The sequence below is a fragment of the Collinsella sp. LCP19S3_F2 genome (assembly GCF_052121015.1).
Lineage (GTDB): Bacteria > Actinomycetota > Coriobacteriia > Coriobacteriales > Coriobacteriaceae > Collinsella.
Map to the genome: position 1 here is coordinate 1 of NZ_JBQKFA010000012.1, position 17,014 is coordinate 17,014.

Below are 17,014 nucleotides of genomic sequence, written 5' to 3' on the forward strand. Positions count from 1 at the left end.
CGGTCGAGGCGCGAGCGTAAAGAAAACGCGGAGCGTTTTTAGCGAGCGGGCGAGCGCGCCGGCAGGCGGGCGAAGCCGGTGCGGATCCGCGAAGCGGATGCGCGGAATCCTGCACGCCGCACCAATTGAGCTTAAAGCCTCCGGCGACGGGGGCTTTTCTTTTACGCCGCCATTCGACCCCAGACATTCGACTGGAATCGTGCGCCTCCGCCCGCGGGAGACTATTTCTTATCGACTCGTGTAAGATTCCGAGTAGATGTCGCGGTCCGTCCGCGACCACTCCTTCGCTAGACGACCGATCAGGGTGATATTTCGTGGCAGAGCGTCCGACATACAAGCTCAGGTTTCTCGACCCCAAAAAGCGTTTTCCATCGATGCCAGAGCAACCCGCGGGGCGCTCGTATGGTGTTGTCTGGAAAGTTTTTGGCGAGGATCCTAAAGAGTCTTGCTACGTCGTCGAATTCGTAGGCAAAAGCCACATATCGCTTTTGGGCTACGTGAGCGTGTCAGGTGAGGTCTATAAGGTTGACGGCCCTGTTCAGAAAGTGCCATTGCCCAAGAACCCCGACATGAAATTGATCCTTGACGAGTCCGATTCCAGTGTTGGCGAGATTTTGGTGCGGGGAGCCAACGGTGCAATGCGCGCTTGCGCGCGAACGGTCGGCTCTCCCGAAGGGGCCATGCGTGAGCAGTCCGACCACGAGACATGGAATTCGAGCCGTGCTCTCCCTTATGGCGAGTTTATGGCCTCGATGTTCTTGCGCTACGTGATATTTGCCGACCCCAAAAACGCCCTTGCGAACACGGTACCTGCCGACGAGCTCGATGAGGGTATAAAAAACACCGCCAACAAGATCAAACTCGTAAAGTTGCCCGAGCCGGTCGAGGTGTTTTTGGGCTTTAACACGGCACCGCTCCCCGATGCTATCGAGACACTGCTCTACCGCGTTGACCATGCCGATAATCCGAGTGGTATCGAGCGTTATGCCGCCGCCCTTATGAGCGAGGTCGATTTGCCCCGACTGCGCACCATCGCTGCCAAGTCCGAGATGGGTCTAGCGCGTATCGACCGCTCAAAGCTGTTCTATCTCAATTTTGATCGTAGCCTGCTGGACCAAGACGAGATTGACATGCTGCTTGCTATCGAGTGTCGTCTTAACCGCCTCTCCGGCATCCTTGAGCGCATCGGGGCCGGATTGGCCCCTGCGGCATCCTCGCCGAGCCTTGAGGGCTGCGCGCTCTTTGACGCGTGGCATATCGCCAAGACGACCAACGATGTTCCCCGACTGCTCGATACGGTCTCGAGTGACAACCCGTGGGGCAAACCGGGTACGGTAGCTTGCCAGCCAGGCGGTGAGTGGGACGTGCGCACCCGTTTTGCGCGCGCGGTCGAAGCCCTCAACGTTGTCACGCGGCTTGACTATACCTATCGGGCAAACGTTGCCGAGGGGATTATGCTCGTTCGGTTTGGGCGCTCGGTCGTGGATGCCATGCCTCGACATGAATATGACGCCCAGGATGACGTCTGGCGTGAGTTGGACGAGGACGTGCGTGCGATTTGGGCCGCGGAGCACGACGCGCGCGTGGCGCTCACGCTGGCAGCGGCTTGTTTTGCTGCCGGTGCCAGCATTACGCGCTGCTACGTTCAGATTGCGGCTCCCGGTGGCGAGCAGGGCGAGCGCATCATTGCAACATATTCCTTTGGGCGTGCGGCCTATCTGGCCAATTGCGTTCCCGCCGCTAAGAATTTTGAAAGCATGGATATGGATGATATGCCGTGCAAGCGCATGCTTGAGGCATATGAGTCGGACGCGCCGGATGCGATTGAGCCCGCTGAGGTTCATGCTCGCCCGCGTGACGACCACCGTTCGCTGCCGCCGGCGTTGCGCGACCTGCTGCTTGCCGATACGGCTGATGAGCTTGAGGTTATGGAGGAGGGCGATGACCCGTATGTGGCGCGCGTCGCTGAGTTGCGCGAGCGGGCAAAAGTCGACCGCGCGGGTGCGTTTGAGGGCTTTTCCCGTCTTGTTGAGGAGCTGGAGGCCAAGTGCGCCGTTGCCGAGCTTTTGGCGACAGGACCGGTCCAGACGCTGTTTTGCGACAACCAACTGGTGCGTATGGTGCTGCCGGTAATGGAGGAAGACCGCTCCGTTCGTATTTTGCGCGCTCCCGATGCGCTGTACTTTGCCCAGCATGAGATTTGCAGCTTTTACGCCGATCAGGAGGATTTTGAGCGGGCATTGCCCGAGGTGCGTCATCTTTACGATCTGGCGCGCTCATCCATGCAATCACACTTTGCACTCATCAACGTGCTGGCGCGTCTGGAGCGCTATGACGAGGTCATTGAGGTGGCGCGCCACGGCCTGCGCATTGCCAGCGACCGTTCCTCAATCGGCTACCTGTTCTATCGCCTAGCGTTTGCCTACTGGAACTGCGATCAGCTCGAGCTGGCGTTGGCGTGCTACCGCTTGGTACCGCGCGGTGAGGAGTCGGGTAGCAACGCACTGGAGGAAATGCAGGGCCTTATGAACGAGATGGGTGTCAATGAGCCACCGACGTTCGAGGAAGCGGTTGAGACCATCAGTAAGGCCGGGCTCGAACTGCCGCCGGTGCCCGCCGTGTCCAACCAGCTGGCAGACGCTGCTGTGCAGCTGGTCGATAACGGTTTCTTTTTCCTGGCACGCGTCTGCATCTTCCAAATGTGGCGCACGATGGGAAACGATGAGCTCGGCTCCCTCAGCCGCTCGTTGGGATAGGGGTTTGATTTATGGGGGAGGAAAGCCTGCCGGCCAATTATCAAAATTTCCCCTTGCCCGGATTCGAGTGTTTGGTTACTATGGAACGGCTGTTACGGAGAGCTGACCGAGAGGCCGAAGGTGCTCGCCTGCTAAGCGAGTATGCCCCAAAAGGGCATCTGGGGTTCGAATCCCCAGCTCTCCGCCAGTACGAATTTGAAGAAGGGCTCCGTAAGGGGCCCTTTTTGGTATGGAGAACGTTAGCTGGGGATTCGAACCCTCAAAAATGAGGCGCCCCGTTGGACGCCTCATTTGGTTCGATGTGATATCGCTTTGGCCCTACACCTCAGGAGCCTTGGCTACGGTCTCGCTCTCGGCTGTGAGCGGGCGGTTGTCGATGCAGCGGCCCAGGCGGTCGAGCTTCACGAGCAGCCACTCGATGGGATTGGGCCCCGTTCCTTCCTCGTCGGCAACCAGGTCCATGACGGCAATCTTGGTGCCGTCCTGCTTAAGCGTAACGCTGCCCACCTTATCGCCAACATGCACCGTGCCCGAAAGGTCATCGTAGCTAACCTTTTCGGTCACTTCGCCGGCGAGTGAGAACACCGTTGCCTGCGCGGTGGGGTCGGCAAGCGTGGCGTCGATCGTTTTGTCTGTCCAGTCGGTTTGACTGACACGTGCCATCAGCGGATTTCCGTTGGCGGTCTTCTTTTGCGTATTGGCGATATCGACCGTTACCTTGTGGTCGTAATACCAACTAGCAAGTGTGGCCGTATCGGCAAAACGCTGGTCGGTGGTGCTGGAGTTCAAGACAACGGTATAGATCTCGTCGCCATCGCGATTGTAGGCGCTTGCAAAGCAGTATCCGGCATCGTCGGTGGTGCCGGTCTTACCGCCGATATTGCCGTCTTGGCCCAATAAAACATTGTGCGTATCCATGGAATGAGAATGATCGGAGCCGTCGGCGCCCGTCACTTCGATCCAGGGATCTTTGCTCGCCATGACTTCGCGAATCGTGTCGTCCTTCATGGCCTCTTGCATCATCAATGCCACATCGTGTGCGGTTGAATGCATATCGCCGGCCCATTCGTCAAAATCCAGCCCGTGCGGGTTCTCGAAGAGCGTTCCCGTGCAGCCGAGCTTCTTGGCCCGCTCGTTCATGGCTTTTACAAACGTAGCGACGGCATCTTTGGTCTTGGGGTCAAGTTTTTTGCCCACGTGTTCGGCAAGCGCGATGGCGGCGTCGTTGCCCGAGGGGATCATCAGGCCGCGCAGCGCTTGCTCGACGGTGAACTCGTCGCCTTCGAGGAGTCCCGCGGTCGAGTTGCCTACGGTTGCCGCCGCGTTGCTCACGGTGATTTTCTCGTCCATTTTGCAGTTCTCGACCGCGAGGATTGCAGTCATGACCTTGGTGATCGAGGCGATTTTGACTTGCTCGTCGGCGCTACGGGCATAATAGACGGTGCCGTTTTTACCCATGACAAACGCATTGGAGGCATCGATATCGGGCAGGTCTTCGGCTGCAATGCCGCGTGCATCGGCGGCTTTGCCGCAGATGTTATCGGTCGTGAGCACTTGGGCGCCGGCGACGGACGGAATGCCGGCGACAAGGGCGACGGCGCAGGCAAGGCCAACGGCCAGCTGCGCGGAACGCTTTACAAGAGGGGCGAGATGCTTCACAGATTTCGCTTTCGACGGGACGGTCTCTTCTGGCCCTAGAGTATATCGTTTACCGGCTGTGTCGCTTGGGGTTTGGCGCGTGCGGTTTATCTTCGTGTCTGAGCGGACGCTTGGGTGTGCACGGTCGATATGATTGCCCGTCGCGTATCGAGGAGGTCCTTACAAATACTTGACAATACCCTCACGCATATATGAGCTGCGATTTTTACTATCGATACTGCTGATTTGATATCGATGTGGAGGTATGCGGTATGACGGCTGCTGCGGCTGTGGGGCCCACGGAGCTCGAGGAGCTAATGGAAGCGCAGGCCGAGGCCGCGCATGAGCGCGAAGTTGGGGATGCGACTCGCCCCACGGCAGAGGACCTTGCCGCCTCGCCGACGCGCATCGATGTCGAGGGCCTCGACCTGTTCTATGGAGATCACCACGCGCTTAAGGATGTGTCCATCAAGATCCGCGACAAGCAGATTACCTCGTTTATCGGTCCTTCGGGCTGCGGCAAGTCGACGTTGCTGCGTTGCTTTAACCGCATGAACGACGGCATCAAGGACTGCCGCATCGAGGGCAAGATTGCGCTCGATGGTCAAGATATCCTGGGCGATTACGACATCTGCCGCCTTCGTCAGCGCGTGGGCATGGTGTTCCAGCGCCCCAACCCGTTTCCCATGAGCATCTACGACAACGTCGCCTATGGCCCCCGCGGTATGGGTGTGCGCGATCGCGCTGTGCTGGATGAGCTGGTCGAGGATTCCCTGCGCCGCGCTGCCCTGTGGGACGAAGTCAAGGACAAACTCAAGGAGTCTGGTCTGGGGCTTTCGGGCGGACAGCAGCAACGTTTGTGCATCGCCCGTGCGCTTGCCGTGCGGCCCGATATTCTGCTGATGGACGAGCCGACCTCGGCGCTCGACCCCGTGTCGACGCTCGTGGTGGAGCAGCTGGCCTGCGAGCTCAAAGAGACCTGCACGCTCGTGGTCGTTACACACAATATGCAGCAGGCGGCGCGCATATCCGATTCCGTCGCGTTTTTCTTGCTAGGTGAGTTGGTGGAGCACGCGCCCACCGCTCAGCTTTTCAAAAATCCTACTGACCCGCGTACAGCGGATTATTTGACGGGACGTTTTGGCTGATACCATCTAGTAAAGGTACCTTTAGGATTAAGATGCGGTCATGCCGGCCGCAAAGGGGTTCAACATGATCTATTACGTCGAGGACGATGACAACATCAGGGATTTGACGGTCTATGCACTGCGCAAGCAGGGGATCGAGGCCGAAGGCTTTTCGTGCGACGGTGAGTTTAAGGCTGCCGTGGCGCGACGGGTGCCCGATGCCGTGCTGCTCGATATCATGCTGCCCGATACCGATGGCTTGGCGATTATGCGTCGCCTGCGTGCCGATCGCCTGACGGAGACGGTGCCCATCATGATGCTTACCGCCAAGGATACCGAGCTCGACAAGGTGATGGCGCTCGATGGCGGTGCCGACGATTACCTGACTAAGCCGTTTTCGCTCATGGAGCTTGCGAGCCGCTGCCGCGCACTGCTGCGTCGCGGCGGCATGGTCAAGCAGGCGAGCGATGTGCTCAGCGTGGACGATATCGTGCTTTCGCCCAGCCATCGCGAGGTGACCGTTGCCGGCGAGCCGCTTAAGCTCACCCTGCGTGAGTTCGACCTGCTCGAGTACCTCATGCGCAAGCCCGGCGTGGTCTTTACCCGTGAGTCGTTGCTGCAGAGCGTGTGGGGTTGGGATTTCGACGGCGGTTCGCGCACCGTTGACGTGCACGTGCAGACGCTTCGCCAAAAACTGGGCGAGCATGCCAGTGCCATCGAGACCGTGCGCGGCGTGGGCTACCGCTTGGCCGAGCCTTCTGCCGGTGACGGTGCCGAAGGTGACGACACCGCGGCCACCGCATCGGAGGAGTAACCCGTGGTCTTCACCCCCCAGGGAAAACATACGCTGTCGCACCGCGTTTTTGTGACGATCTTTGTTTGCGCCATGGCGGTTATCGTGGCGTTTACGGTGCTGGGTGCGTTCTTTGTGCAAAACACCTTGGCGGATGCCACGAGTGCCAATCTGGCGCAGGAAACCGAGCTCATTGCTGCCGCCCTCGACGAACAGCAGGAGCCCATCCCGTTCTTGCGTAGCCTCGATCGCGAGGACTTGCGCATCACGCTGATTAACAAGGATGGATCGGTTGCCTACGACAACGAGGCGTCGCCTTCCTCACTGCCCAACCATGGCGATCGCCCCGAGGTCATCGAGGCCTTTGAGAGTGGTTTGGGTTCCGCGGAGCGCGCAAGCTCTACGCTCGACGAGATTATGCTGTATCGCGCCGTCGCCCTTGATAACGGCCAGGTTGTCCGCTTGGCGCAAGCCCAGCCTGGCGTTGCGGCGATTTTGCTGTCGATGGTGGCGCCGATGCTGCTTATCGCAGCAGCGGGTGCAATGCTCTCGTTTTTTATGGCGCGCCGCGAGTCCCGTGCAATCATCGCGCCGTTGCAAGAGGTGGATTTGGACCACCCACGCCGTAGCTATGAGCACGCCTATGCCGAGATGGTCCCCATGCTTGAGCGTATCGAGTCGCAGCGCCAGGAACTCAAGCGCCAAATGGCGGTGCTAGCGGACAACGACCGAATGCGCCGCGAGTTCACGGCCAATATCACCCATGAGCTCAAGACCCCGCTTACCGCGATTTCGGGCTATGCCGAGCTTATTGCAAACGGCATGGTTGAGGGCGAGGACGACTTGCGCAACTTTGGTGGCCGCATCTATCGCGAGGCGGGCCGCCTGGCAGCGCTCGTCAACGACATTCTTACGCTTTCCAACTTGGACGAGGCGGAGCGAGCATCCGAGGGCGAGGCGGTGCCCATTGGGTCCACAGAACCCATCGAGCTCTCTCGCGCCATTTTGACGGTGGAACAGCGTCTTGAGCAAGTTGCCCGGCAGTCGAATGTGACCATTGGGCACGAGACGAAGCCCATGGTGATCGAAGGCGTGCCGCGCCTGATTGACGAGCTGATCTACAACCTTGCAAGCAACGCCATTCGCTACAACCGACCTGGCGGTACGGTCACGCTGCGCTGCGGGACCAATGACGAGGGTCATCCGTACCTGTCTGTTGCCGATACGGGTATCGGTATTGCGCCCGAGGAGCAGGGTAAAGTGTTCGAGCGTTTTTATCGCGTGGACAAGAGTCGTTCTAAGGCGCGTGGCGGAACCGGCCTGGGTTTGGCGATCGTCAAACACGCCGCTCTGTACCATCATGCCAATATCGACCTGTCGAGTGAGCCGGGAGTGGGGACAACCATCACGGTGACGTTTCCCGCACAGCAGAAAGAGCCGTTTGCATAGCGCTTGGCCGCTGGCCTTGATGTAAACGCCGCATCGGGGTTGCCGGTGCGGCGTTATTGTTGCGCAAGATTGTTATAAGCGCTGTAGCTTATGTATAGAGTTTGGACATGGGAAAAAGATGCGATAACAAATGGACAGTTTTGTCAATACGAACTCGGGAACTGAAAGGCACGCTGCATGGCCCTTCTCGAATTGTTCCAGCTGCTTAAAAAGCATCTCAAGCTGGTCATTACCCTTCCGGTGGTCTGTGCGATCGTCATGGGTATCGCGTCCTTTGCCATGATGGACAATACCTACACCGCCACGACGAGCATGTACATTCTCGCTAAGACCGACGGCGGTCAGATGAGCTATAACGACCTTTCGGCGAGCCAGATGCTTTCCAACGATATCGCCACGCTGCTCGACAGCGATAGCGTTAAGAGCGGTGCCGCCAAGGATCTGGGCCTTTCCGATCTGGATGATTACAAGATTGCCGTTTCGTCCGAGACCGCGACGCGCGTCATTACGCTTTCGGTGACGGGTACCGATGCCAAGGAGACGGCCAAGGTTGCAAGGGCAATGGCCAACTCGGTAAGCACGGTTGCTCAGAATGTTGGCGCCGCCCAGAGCATTAACGTGGTCGATGAAGCCAAGACCCCTGAGTCTCCGAGCGGCCCCAAGCGCTTGCTGTATGTTGCCGTTGCGTTCCTTGCCGGCGTCTTTATCGCAATTGCCTACGTTGTTTTGGCAGATATACTCAACATGCGTATCTGCGGTGCCGAAGAGGCAGAAGAGCTCCTGGGTATTCCCGTTGTTGGCCGAATTCCGGCTATGAAAGGTGGTAAATAGGCATGGCTAAGGCGAAGAACACCGATAAAGGGGCCGCCTTGGATATCCAACTTAAGACAGGTTGCTTTGAGGACGCGGCGCTGGTGCGCCGCGCCGTTTTTATGGACGAACAAGGCTATGAAAACGAGTTTGACCAGATTGACGAGGACCCGGGCTGCATCCATGTGACGCTGTATGTGGATGGCCAACTCACCGGCTGCTCGCGCGTGTTTCCCGAGGAGCTGGAGCGCGCGGCAGATGCGGAGGCTCCGGTGCCACCGGCGTGCGACTTGGACGAAGGCGTCGCCGCGGGGGAGACCTACATTATGGGGCGCGTCGCCGTGCTGCCGGCTATGCGTCGTCGCGGGTTGGCAAGCGCGATCGTCGAGGCCAGCGATACATGCGCACGCGATGCCGGCGCTAAACTTATTAAGCTGCACGCGCAGGAATACGTGTTGCCGCTCTATGAAAAGGCTGGCTACACACAAATTGCCCCGGTTGACTACGAAGACGAGGGCCAACCCCATGCCTGGATGGCCAAGCGCGTAGATGGCAGATAGGGACGTTCCTTTTCTGTCGGCAGTTGGGGACACTTCTTGGCAATTGGCGCATCGGAGTGCTCGGACATACAGTTTTTCGATTCCGCATGTATATATGCGCGCTAATGGGTTATAAAATCTAAGTCTGAACATAGCAGGTCTGCGATACGGCTCGGGCAACCGGGCTGTTTTTGCGGACGGGGGTAGCGCGAAAGGACTGCACATGCGTCAATTTAAGACCGAGAGCAAAAAGTTGCTCGACCTCATGATCAACTCCATCTACACCAACAAGGAAATCTTCCTGCGCGAGCTTATCTCTAACGCGAGCGACGCCGTCGACAAGCTCAACTTTAAGAGCCTGCAGGATCCGAGCGTCAAGCTCGACCAGGGCGACCTGGCTATTCGCGTCTCCTTTGATAAAGACGCCCGCACCATTACCATCTCGGATAACGGCATTGGCATGACCGCCGAGGAGCTCGAGCGCAACCTGGGCACCATCGCCCATTCCGGCTCCGAGGAGTTTAAGACCGAGAACGCCGAGCAGCAGGGTTCGGATGTCGACATCATCGGTCAGTTTGGCGTGGGCTTCTACTCGGCCTTTATGGTCGCCAGCCACGTGAAGGTGGTCAGCCGCGCTTATGGCGAGGATGTCGCCCATGTGTGGGAATCCGACGGTCTTGAGGGCTATACCATCGAGGACGGCGAGCGCGCCGAGCACGGCACCGATGTCATCCTGACGCTGCGCGAGAACGAGAAGCTCGACGCCGATGGCGAGGCCGAGACCTACGATCGCTTCCTGACCGAGTGGGGCCTCAAGAGCCTGATTCAGCAGTACAGCAACTATGTGCGCTACCCGATCCAAATGATGGTCTCCAAGAGCCGCCAGAAACCCAAGCCCGAGGACGCGCCGGAGGATTACAAGCCCGAGTACGAGGACTACCAGGAGCTCGAGACCGTTAACTCCATGACGCCGATCTGGAAGAAGCGCAGCTCCGATGTTGAGCAGAAGGACTATGACGAGTTCTACAAGTCTACGTTCCACGACTTTGACGATCCTGCGCGCACCATCAGCTTCCACGCCGAGGGTACGCTCGAGTACGACGCCCTGCTGTTTGTGCCGGGCCGCGCGCCGTTCGATTTGTACAGCAAGGACTACGAGAAGGGCCTGGCGCTCTACAGCTCCAACGTCCTGATCATGGAGAAGTGCGACGACCTGCTTCCCGACTACTATAACTTTGTCCGCGGCGTCGTAGATTCCGCCGACGTGTCGCTCAACATCTCGCGCGAGACGCTGCAGCAGAACCGTCAGCTCAAGGCCATCGCCAAGCGTGTGGAAAAGAAGATTACCGCCGACCTTGAGGATATGCGTGACAACGACCGCGAGGCCTACGAGAAGTTCTTTGAGAACTTTGGCCGTGGCCTTAAGTACGGCATCTATTCGAGCTATGGCATGAAGGCCGATGAGCTCGCCGACTTGCTATTGTTCTGGTCTGCCAAGGAGCAGAAGATGATTACCCTGGCCGAGTATGCCAAGGGCATGCCCGAAGATCAGAAGGCCATCTACTACGCCGCCGGCGACTCGCGTGAGCGCTTGGCCAAGATGCCCGTGGTAAAGGGTGTGCTCGACCGCGGTTATGACGTGCTGCTGCTGACGCAGGATGTAGATGAGTTCACGTTCCAGGCTATGCGTGAGTACGTTGCCGTCGATATGCCCAAGATCTACGAGGACGACGCTGCCCGCGAGGCTGCCGAGAAGGCCGTTGCCGACGGTGCCGAGCCCGAGGTCGAAGATCGTCACCTGGAGCTCAAGAATGTCGCTACCGGCGATCTTGACCTGGCGACCGAGGACGAGAAGAAGGAGGCCGAGGACGCCACTAAGGAGAACGAGGACCTCTTTAGCGCCATGAAGGAGGCGCTCGGTGACAAGGTCGAGAAGGTCGCTGTCTCTGCACGCCTGACCGATGCTCCCGCGTGCATCACCACCGAGGGTCCGCTTTCGCTCGAGATGGAGAAGGTGCTTCAGAAGGGTCCCGAGGGTGCGCCCGACGGTATGCCCAAGAGCCAGCGCGTGCTCGAGCTCAACGCCAAGCACCCGGTCTTTGCCAAGCTCGTCGCTGCTCAGAAGGCGGGCGATGCCGACAAGATCAAGCAGTACTCCGGCCTGCTCTATGACCAGGCCCTGCTCGTCGAGGGTCTTTTGCCCGAGGACCCCGTTGCCTTCGCGGCGGCTGTCTGCGAGCTTATGTAATTAGGTAGTTACGCGGTTTTACCAAACCGCGTAACAGCTCGACGCTGCCCTCAGTTCCGCCGTTCTAACGAACCTATTGGTTCTGCCGTTCTAACGAACGGCAGACCGGTCGACGCTGCAAACGCCCCTAAGCGGCAATCTGACGTTCAATCGTCGGTCGCGTACCGAAGTACGCTTCCCTCCTCTTTCACGTCACCTTGCTCGCTTAGGGGCGTTTTCGCTGACTTATGCTCAACCAGCGACGCTTTCGTGATCCTAAGTAGTCATTGGGGGCGTTCTTGTTTGACTGGTCGTTTAAGAACGTCCCTAATGACTAAAGAACGTCCCCAATGACTAGTTGGGTTGCTAATTTGTGCGGGTTGTGGTTTTGTGACCTGCTGAAATTTAAGATACTGTACAACTGTACGTTAACTCATCTTCGTAGTATATTGCTACCCGCAAAACTCAATACCATTGTGCATCGAGACGTTAAAACGCCTTCGTACAATGGTTGTCGATAGTACGATTCGATTCAACGACAGGATGGATGGTCCAAGCGTGAGTCTCGGCAGCAAACTATCCGATGCAAAGGTCTCCTTTGCGATATTTAAGCGCGACATTAAGCGACTGCTTGTGAATCCCGTCGCCCTGGTGGTTACCCTCGGCGTGTGCGTTATTCCCTCGCTGTATGCCTGGTACAACATCGTGGCAAACTGGGATCCGTACGGAAACACCCAGGGTATCAAGATTGCCATCGCCAACAACGATCAGGGCACCCAAAACGACTTGGTGGGCGAGCTCAACGCGGGCGATAAGGTCGTCGATCAGCTCAAGGAGAACGATCGGCTGGGCTGGACCTTCGTCGATTCGGCGGCCGATGCTAAAGAGGGCGTCGAGAGCGGTGAGTACTATGCGGCCATCGTAATCCCCAAGAACTTTTCGGATAACCTGGTTTCGATGCTCGACGGCAACTACCATCAGCCCAAGCTTACGTACTACGTCAATGAGAAGAAGAGCGCTATTGCGCCGAAGGTTACCGACACCGGTGCAAGCACCATCGAGGAGCAGATCAACTCGGAATTTGTCTCCACGGCGGGCGAGACCGTTGCCGGTATTGCCAAGGATGCCGGAGTCGATTTAAAGGACAAGGCAACCCAGACCCAGGATTCGCTGGCAAGTTCGGTGTCCGAAGCATCCGATACCTTGGGCGAGGTGCGTGGTTCGATTGGCGACATGAATGCCGCCATCGATAAGACGAGTGGTTCCATTGCCTCGGCAGATGCAGCACTTGACGGTCTACAGGGTCAGGCGCCGTCGCTGACGCAGGCGATCTCCCAGGGCAACGACCTGCTGGGCGAGGCGCGCGCCACGGCGGGTAATTCCATCACCTCGCTCTCCAAGGCGCTCTCGGAAGGCAGCCTTGCGCTCACCAAGACGTCAGCCTCCGCGAACGCTGCGATTGGCAAGCTGACGGGCACGGTCACATCTACGACCACCCGTATCGACAACTCGCTTGAGTCTCTCCAGGCGACGATCGACCACAATAAGGCCGTTATCGGGCACTTGGAAATTCTCGTTAATGACACGTCGACAGGTTCCGAGGAAATTGACGCGCGCATTGTATCGACCATCGATTTGCTCCGCGAGCAGAATGAAAAGCTTCAGAGCATCAAGGATAGTCTGTCTGCGCAGTCGAGCGCCATGGCGAATGACGCCGCGGCTGTCTCGGGTGCCAGCGACGCTATCAATAACGCAATCCAGACCGGTGCGACTAACCTTGGCCAGGCCCAGACGGACCTGGGTCAAAACGCGCTGCCGAAGGCCTCGAGCGCGCTTGATTCATTTGCCGCCGTCTCGGGTGATCTGACGGGAATCGTGTCTGGCCTCACGCCTGCTATTGCAAGTGCGCGCGGTACACTTTCGCAACTCAACGCTACGCTCGGTCAGGCCAAGACCACGCTGTCCCAGACCGATGCCTCGCTTGCCAAGGTCCAGGACAAGCTCGCAACCGCCGCCAACGACATTGCGGCGCTGCAGACCTCCGAGTCCATGGGCGAGCTGGCTGAACTGATGGGTGTCGACGTCAATGACGTGGCAGACTTTATGGCATCTCCCGTAGAGCTGACTTCCAAGTCAATTTTCCCGGTCAAGAGCTTTGGCTCGGGCATCGCTCCCTTCTATACCAATCTGGCGCTTTGGGTGGGCGGCTACGTGCTTATCGCTATCTACAAGCTCGAGGTCGACCGCGAAGGCATCGGCAGCTTTACCGCGCGTCAGGGCTACTTTGGCCGCTGGCTGCTACTGGTGATCCTGGGCGCGTTCCAGGCCATTATCGTTACGGTAGGCGATCTGGTGATTGGCGTGCAGTGCGTCAGCCCGCTGCTGTTCGTGCTGGGCGGCATCGCCATTTCGTTCACCTACGTCAATATCATCTATGCGCTGTCCACCACGTTTAAGCATATCGGCAAGGCGATCGGCGTCATCCTGGTCATTGTGCAGATTCCGGGCTCTTCGGGCATGTACCCCATCGAGATGATGCCCGGCTTCTTCCAGTGGCTGCATCCGCTGCTGCCCTTTACCTACGGCATCAATCTGCTGCGCGAGACGGTCGGCGGCATGTATTCGTTCAACTACCTGTTTAACCTGTGCATTCTGGGCGTGTTCTTGATCGTGGCGCTCTTTATCGGCCTGCAGCTGCGTCCGCTGCTGCTCAACCTTAACCTGCTCTTTGATAAACAGCTTTCCACGACCGGTATGATGATTTGCGAGTCCAACGACCTGCCGCGCCAGCGCTACTCGCTGCGCACGGCCATGCGTGTCATGCTCGATTCTGATTCGTACCGTCGCGAACTGCTCGATCATGCGGTCGCCTTTGAACATCGCTACCCGTACTACATCAAGGGCGGTTTTGCCGCCGTGGTGGGCGTTCAGGTCCTGCTCTTTGTCCTGTCGACGGTTCTCGATATCGACAATAACGGCAAGATCATCCTGCTTGTCATTTGGATCATCTCGGTTATTGCCATCTGCGGCTGGCTTATCAATATCGAATATATCCGCGCGAGCCTCAATACCCAGATGCGCATCTCGGCGCTTTCGGATGAGGACTTGCGTCGCGAGATGCGCGAACACACGGCCGCCATTCCTGCCGCCCGCCACATGTTTGGCCTCAACGCCAGCGAGCGTGGTGCCAAGGGCGGCGATCAGTCCACGGGCCGCTTGCCGCATATAGGCTCGCACCATAAATCTCAGGGCAGCGACAGCACAGCCACAAATGATGGAGATACCACCGCGCTTGGCAAGCACTCCAAAGGAGGTGAGGCATAAATGAAGAACATCCTGCATCTGTTTAAGCGCGATGTCCAAAACGTGTCTCGCTCCGTGATCGGCTTGATTGTCGTGATGGGCCTCATTATCGTGCCGTGTCTGTACGCGTGGTTTAACATCGCCGGCAGCTGGGATCCGTACGGCAACACCGGCAATCTTAAGATTGCCGTGGTCAACACCGACGAGGGCTACGAGAGCGATCTGATTCCCGTCGAGGTCAACGTGGGCGAAAACGTAACCGCCACCCTGCGCGGCAACGAGAACTTCGACTGGGTTGTCCTCAACGACCGCGATAAGGCGATCGAGGGCGTTAAGTCGGGCGCGTACTACGCTGCCGTCGTTATCCCTAAAACGTTTAGCGCCGACATGATGACGCTTTTCTCGACTGAGGTGAAGCACGCCGATATCGAGTTTTACGAGAACCAGAAGGCCAACGCCATCGCGCAGATCGTGACCGAGAAGGGTTCGAACGCCGTTCAAAGCCAGGTTAACGAAACTTTTACCGAGACCATTACGAGCATCGGTCTTAAGACGGTGTCCAGCCTGCTCGATTACATGAGCACCGACCAGGTCAGCAACTTTATCGCCAACCTGTCCTCGACGCTCGGCGATTCGGTCCAGGACCTGCAGGGCGTTCAGGCCAGCGCAACGTCGCTTGCGGGCATTTTGAGCTCCACGTCCGATTCGCTGACGTCGGCGAGCGGTATGCTCCAGCAGACGGGTACCGTCGATGAGTCGACCAAGCAGTTGATGGAACACGCCAAGAGCGGCATCAATGATTCCAAGGAAGCGCTCAAGGCCGCCAACGATGCCGTTGACGCGGCGATTGACGGAAGCGCGGGCTCGTTCGACAATGTGTCTGCCGAGCTCGCGAAGGCGTTCGACACCGCAAACCAGCATGTGGACCTTACGGTGTCCCAGCTCAACGATGCCGCGGCGGCGCTCAATACACGTGCCGACGATATCGACGCCACGGCCGACCAGCTCCGCGGCTTTGCCGAGCAGGTCAGTGACGAAAAGCTCCAGGAGAGCCTTAAGTCTGTAGCAACATCGCTGGGCAGGATCGCGGTGGAGTATCGCAACAACGCCAAGGACCTGACGGCAACTGCTAAGTCCCTTTCTGACAGCATGGCAGAGGTCAACAGCACGCGTGCCGAGGTCGATCAGGCCATCGCCGATGCCAAGGCCGGCATTGCGGGCGCCAAATCCGATTACGATTCCACGTTCTCGGTTAAGGCCAAGGAGCTCAAGAAGACCGTCTCGGGCATTCTAGACTCGCTCGATGGTATCTCGGGCGATTTGGATAGCGCCGTAGACGGCCTGACCGATGCATCCGGTTCGCTGGCAAAGGGCCTCTCCAAGGCTGCAAAGCTGGTCAACAAGGTTTCCGATCAGCTGGGCGAGGCGTCGGACAAGATCGGCGCGTTTAAGGACGAGCTCGACGGTGCCTTGATGTCGGATGATCTTGCGACGATCAAGACGATGATCGGCAACGATCCCGAGGGTTTGGCCGTGTCGCTTTCCGGCCCCGTCGCGCTCGACCGCAAGCCGGTCTATCCGATCCGCAACTACGGTTCGGCCATGGCGCCGTTCTATACGATTCTGTCGCTGTGGGTGGGTTCGATTGTGCTGGCAGCCATGATGAAGGTCTCGGTCGACGATGAGCTTATCAACGAGCTCATCCCCGTACGCCTGCACGAGATCTATTTGGGCCGCTACTTGTTCTTTGGCGGCTTGGCCTTGCTGCAGGCGACGCTCGTGTGCGCCGGCGATATCTTGTTCTTTGGAATCCAGTGCGACAACCCGCTGCAGTTTGTGTTGGCGGGCTGGGTCGCAAGTCTTGTGTTCTCCAATATCGTCTACACGCTTACGGTTTCGTTTGGCGATATCGGCAAGGCGCTCGCTGTCGTGCTGTTGGTCATGCAGGTCGGTGGTTCGGGCGGTACATTCCCCATCGAGATGACCGGCCCCGTGTTCCAGGCGATCTATCCGTTCCTGCCGTTTACCCATGGCATCAATGCCATGCATGCCGCCATGGCTGGCGCCTACCATATGGAGTACTGGGTTGAGCTGGGTATTCTGGCGAGCTATCTGATTCCGTCGCTGGCCCTGGGTGTGGTCTTCCGCCGTCCGGTCATCAAAGCCAACGACTGGATTATCGAAAAGCTGGAGAGTACTAAATTAATCTAGCGCAACAATGTGAACGCTGATGTTGCCGGAGCATCGAGGCTTTTGTGTTCGATACTTTAGTGGGCTGAATTGCGTGGGCTGCTTGATTGTTGCTACAGTTGCGGGGCGTGCCGGGGGTCCGGCGCGTCCCGTTTTTATTTGACCATGAGGCGGCATGCGGT

General features: G+C 58.2%; 10 protein-coding genes and 1 tRNA gene. 10 read left to right on the forward strand and 1 reads right to left on the reverse strand.

The genetic code is table 11. The annotated features are described in order from the left end of the window. Window positions 1-374 precede the first annotated feature (374 nt). Together ACTQX9_RS08550 and ACTQX9_RS08555 are read left to right on the forward strand one after the other, a co-directional pair. Window positions 375-2,756: a tetratricopeptide repeat protein gene (locus ACTQX9_RS08550; RefSeq protein WP_441541212.1), complete on the forward strand. Its 2,382-nt coding sequence runs from the start codon at window positions 375-377 to the stop codon at window positions 2,754-2,756. Between the two features lie 96 nt (window positions 2,757-2,852). Beyond that, window positions 2,853-2,943 (forward strand) — tRNA-Ser (locus tag ACTQX9_RS08555). Window positions 2,944-3,074: 131 nt separating this feature from the next. Here ACTQX9_RS08555 and ACTQX9_RS08560 read toward each other — a convergent pair. After that, entirely contained in the window at window positions 3,075-4,415 is a 1,341-nt protein-coding gene (locus ACTQX9_RS08560) for a D-alanyl-D-alanine carboxypeptidase family protein (protein WP_441541214.1), read from the reverse strand. Window positions 4,416-4,666: 251 nt separating this feature from the next. Here ACTQX9_RS08560 and pstB point away from each other — a divergent pair, with 251 nt between their 5' ends. The 8 genes from pstB to ACTQX9_RS08600 all read left to right on the forward strand — a co-directional run bounded on the left by pstB (window position 4,667) and on the right by ACTQX9_RS08600 (window position 16,853). After that, window positions 4,667-5,542 carry a phosphate ABC transporter ATP-binding protein PstB gene (gene pstB, locus ACTQX9_RS08565; protein WP_154517678.1) on the forward strand — a complete coding sequence of 292 codons (876 nt, stop codon included), beginning with the start codon at window positions 4,667-4,669 and terminating at the stop codon, window positions 5,540-5,542. 64 nt (window positions 5,543-5,606) lie between these two features. Further along, window positions 5,607-6,335: a response regulator transcription factor gene (locus ACTQX9_RS08570; RefSeq protein WP_441541216.1), complete on the forward strand. Its 729-nt coding sequence runs from the start codon at window positions 5,607-5,609 to the stop codon at window positions 6,333-6,335. Window positions 6,336-6,338: 3 nt separating this feature from the next. Continuing rightward, on the forward strand, window positions 6,339-7,763 hold the full coding sequence (locus ACTQX9_RS08575; RefSeq protein WP_441541218.1) for a sensor histidine kinase: 1,425 nt from the start codon (window positions 6,339-6,341) through the stop codon (window positions 7,761-7,763). Between the two features lie 177 nt (window positions 7,764-7,940). Continuing rightward, window positions 7,941-8,594 carry a YveK family protein gene (locus ACTQX9_RS08580; RefSeq protein ID WP_441541220.1) on the forward strand — a complete coding sequence of 218 codons (654 nt, stop codon included), beginning with the start codon at window positions 7,941-7,943 and terminating at the stop codon, window positions 8,592-8,594. 2 nt (window positions 8,595-8,596) lie between these two features. After that, window positions 8,597-9,133 carry a GNAT family N-acetyltransferase gene (locus tag ACTQX9_RS08585; RefSeq protein WP_427719041.1) on the forward strand — a complete coding sequence of 179 codons (537 nt, stop codon included), beginning with the start codon at window positions 8,597-8,599 and terminating at the stop codon, window positions 9,131-9,133. Between the two features lie 202 nt (window positions 9,134-9,335). Continuing rightward, window positions 9,336-11,360: a molecular chaperone HtpG gene (htpG, locus tag ACTQX9_RS08590; RefSeq protein WP_441541223.1), complete on the forward strand. Its 2,025-nt coding sequence runs from the start codon at window positions 9,336-9,338 to the stop codon at window positions 11,358-11,360. Window positions 11,361-11,897: 537 nt separating this feature from the next. Then, window positions 11,898-14,663, forward strand: coding sequence for a YhgE/Pip family protein (locus ACTQX9_RS08595; protein ID WP_441541225.1), 2,766 nt, complete (start codon window positions 11,898-11,900; stop codon window positions 14,661-14,663). Continuing rightward, the gene (locus tag ACTQX9_RS08600) at window positions 14,664-16,853 is read left to right on the forward strand and encodes a YhgE/Pip family protein (RefSeq protein ID WP_441541227.1); all 2,190 of its coding nucleotides are present in this window, start codon (window positions 14,664-14,666) and stop codon (window positions 16,851-16,853) included. The last annotated feature ends 161 nt before the right edge of the window (window positions 16,854-17,014 follow it).

Excerpts from the sequence above, each read along its gene's own strand:
- ACTQX9_RS08550 (WP_441541212.1), top strand. The coding sequence starts at position 375 with ATGCCAGAGCAACCCGCGGGGCGCTCGTATGGTGTTGTCTGGAAAGTT.
- pstB (WP_154517678.1), top strand. The coding sequence starts at position 4,667 with ATGACGGCTGCTGCGGCTGTGGGGCCCACGGAGCTCGAGGAGCTAATG.
- ACTQX9_RS08570 (WP_441541216.1), top strand. The coding sequence starts at position 5,607 with ATGATCTATTACGTCGAGGACGATGACAACATCAGGGATTTGACGGTC.
- ACTQX9_RS08580 (WP_441541220.1), top strand. The coding sequence starts at position 7,941 with ATGGCCCTTCTCGAATTGTTCCAGCTGCTTAAAAAGCATCTCAAGCTG.
- ACTQX9_RS08585 (WP_427719041.1), top strand. The coding sequence starts at position 8,597 with ATGGCTAAGGCGAAGAACACCGATAAAGGGGCCGCCTTGGATATCCAA.
- htpG (WP_441541223.1), top strand. The coding sequence starts at position 9,336 with ATGCGTCAATTTAAGACCGAGAGCAAAAAGTTGCTCGACCTCATGATC.
- ACTQX9_RS08600 (WP_441541227.1), top strand. The coding sequence starts at position 14,664 with ATGAAGAACATCCTGCATCTGTTTAAGCGCGATGTCCAAAACGTGTCT.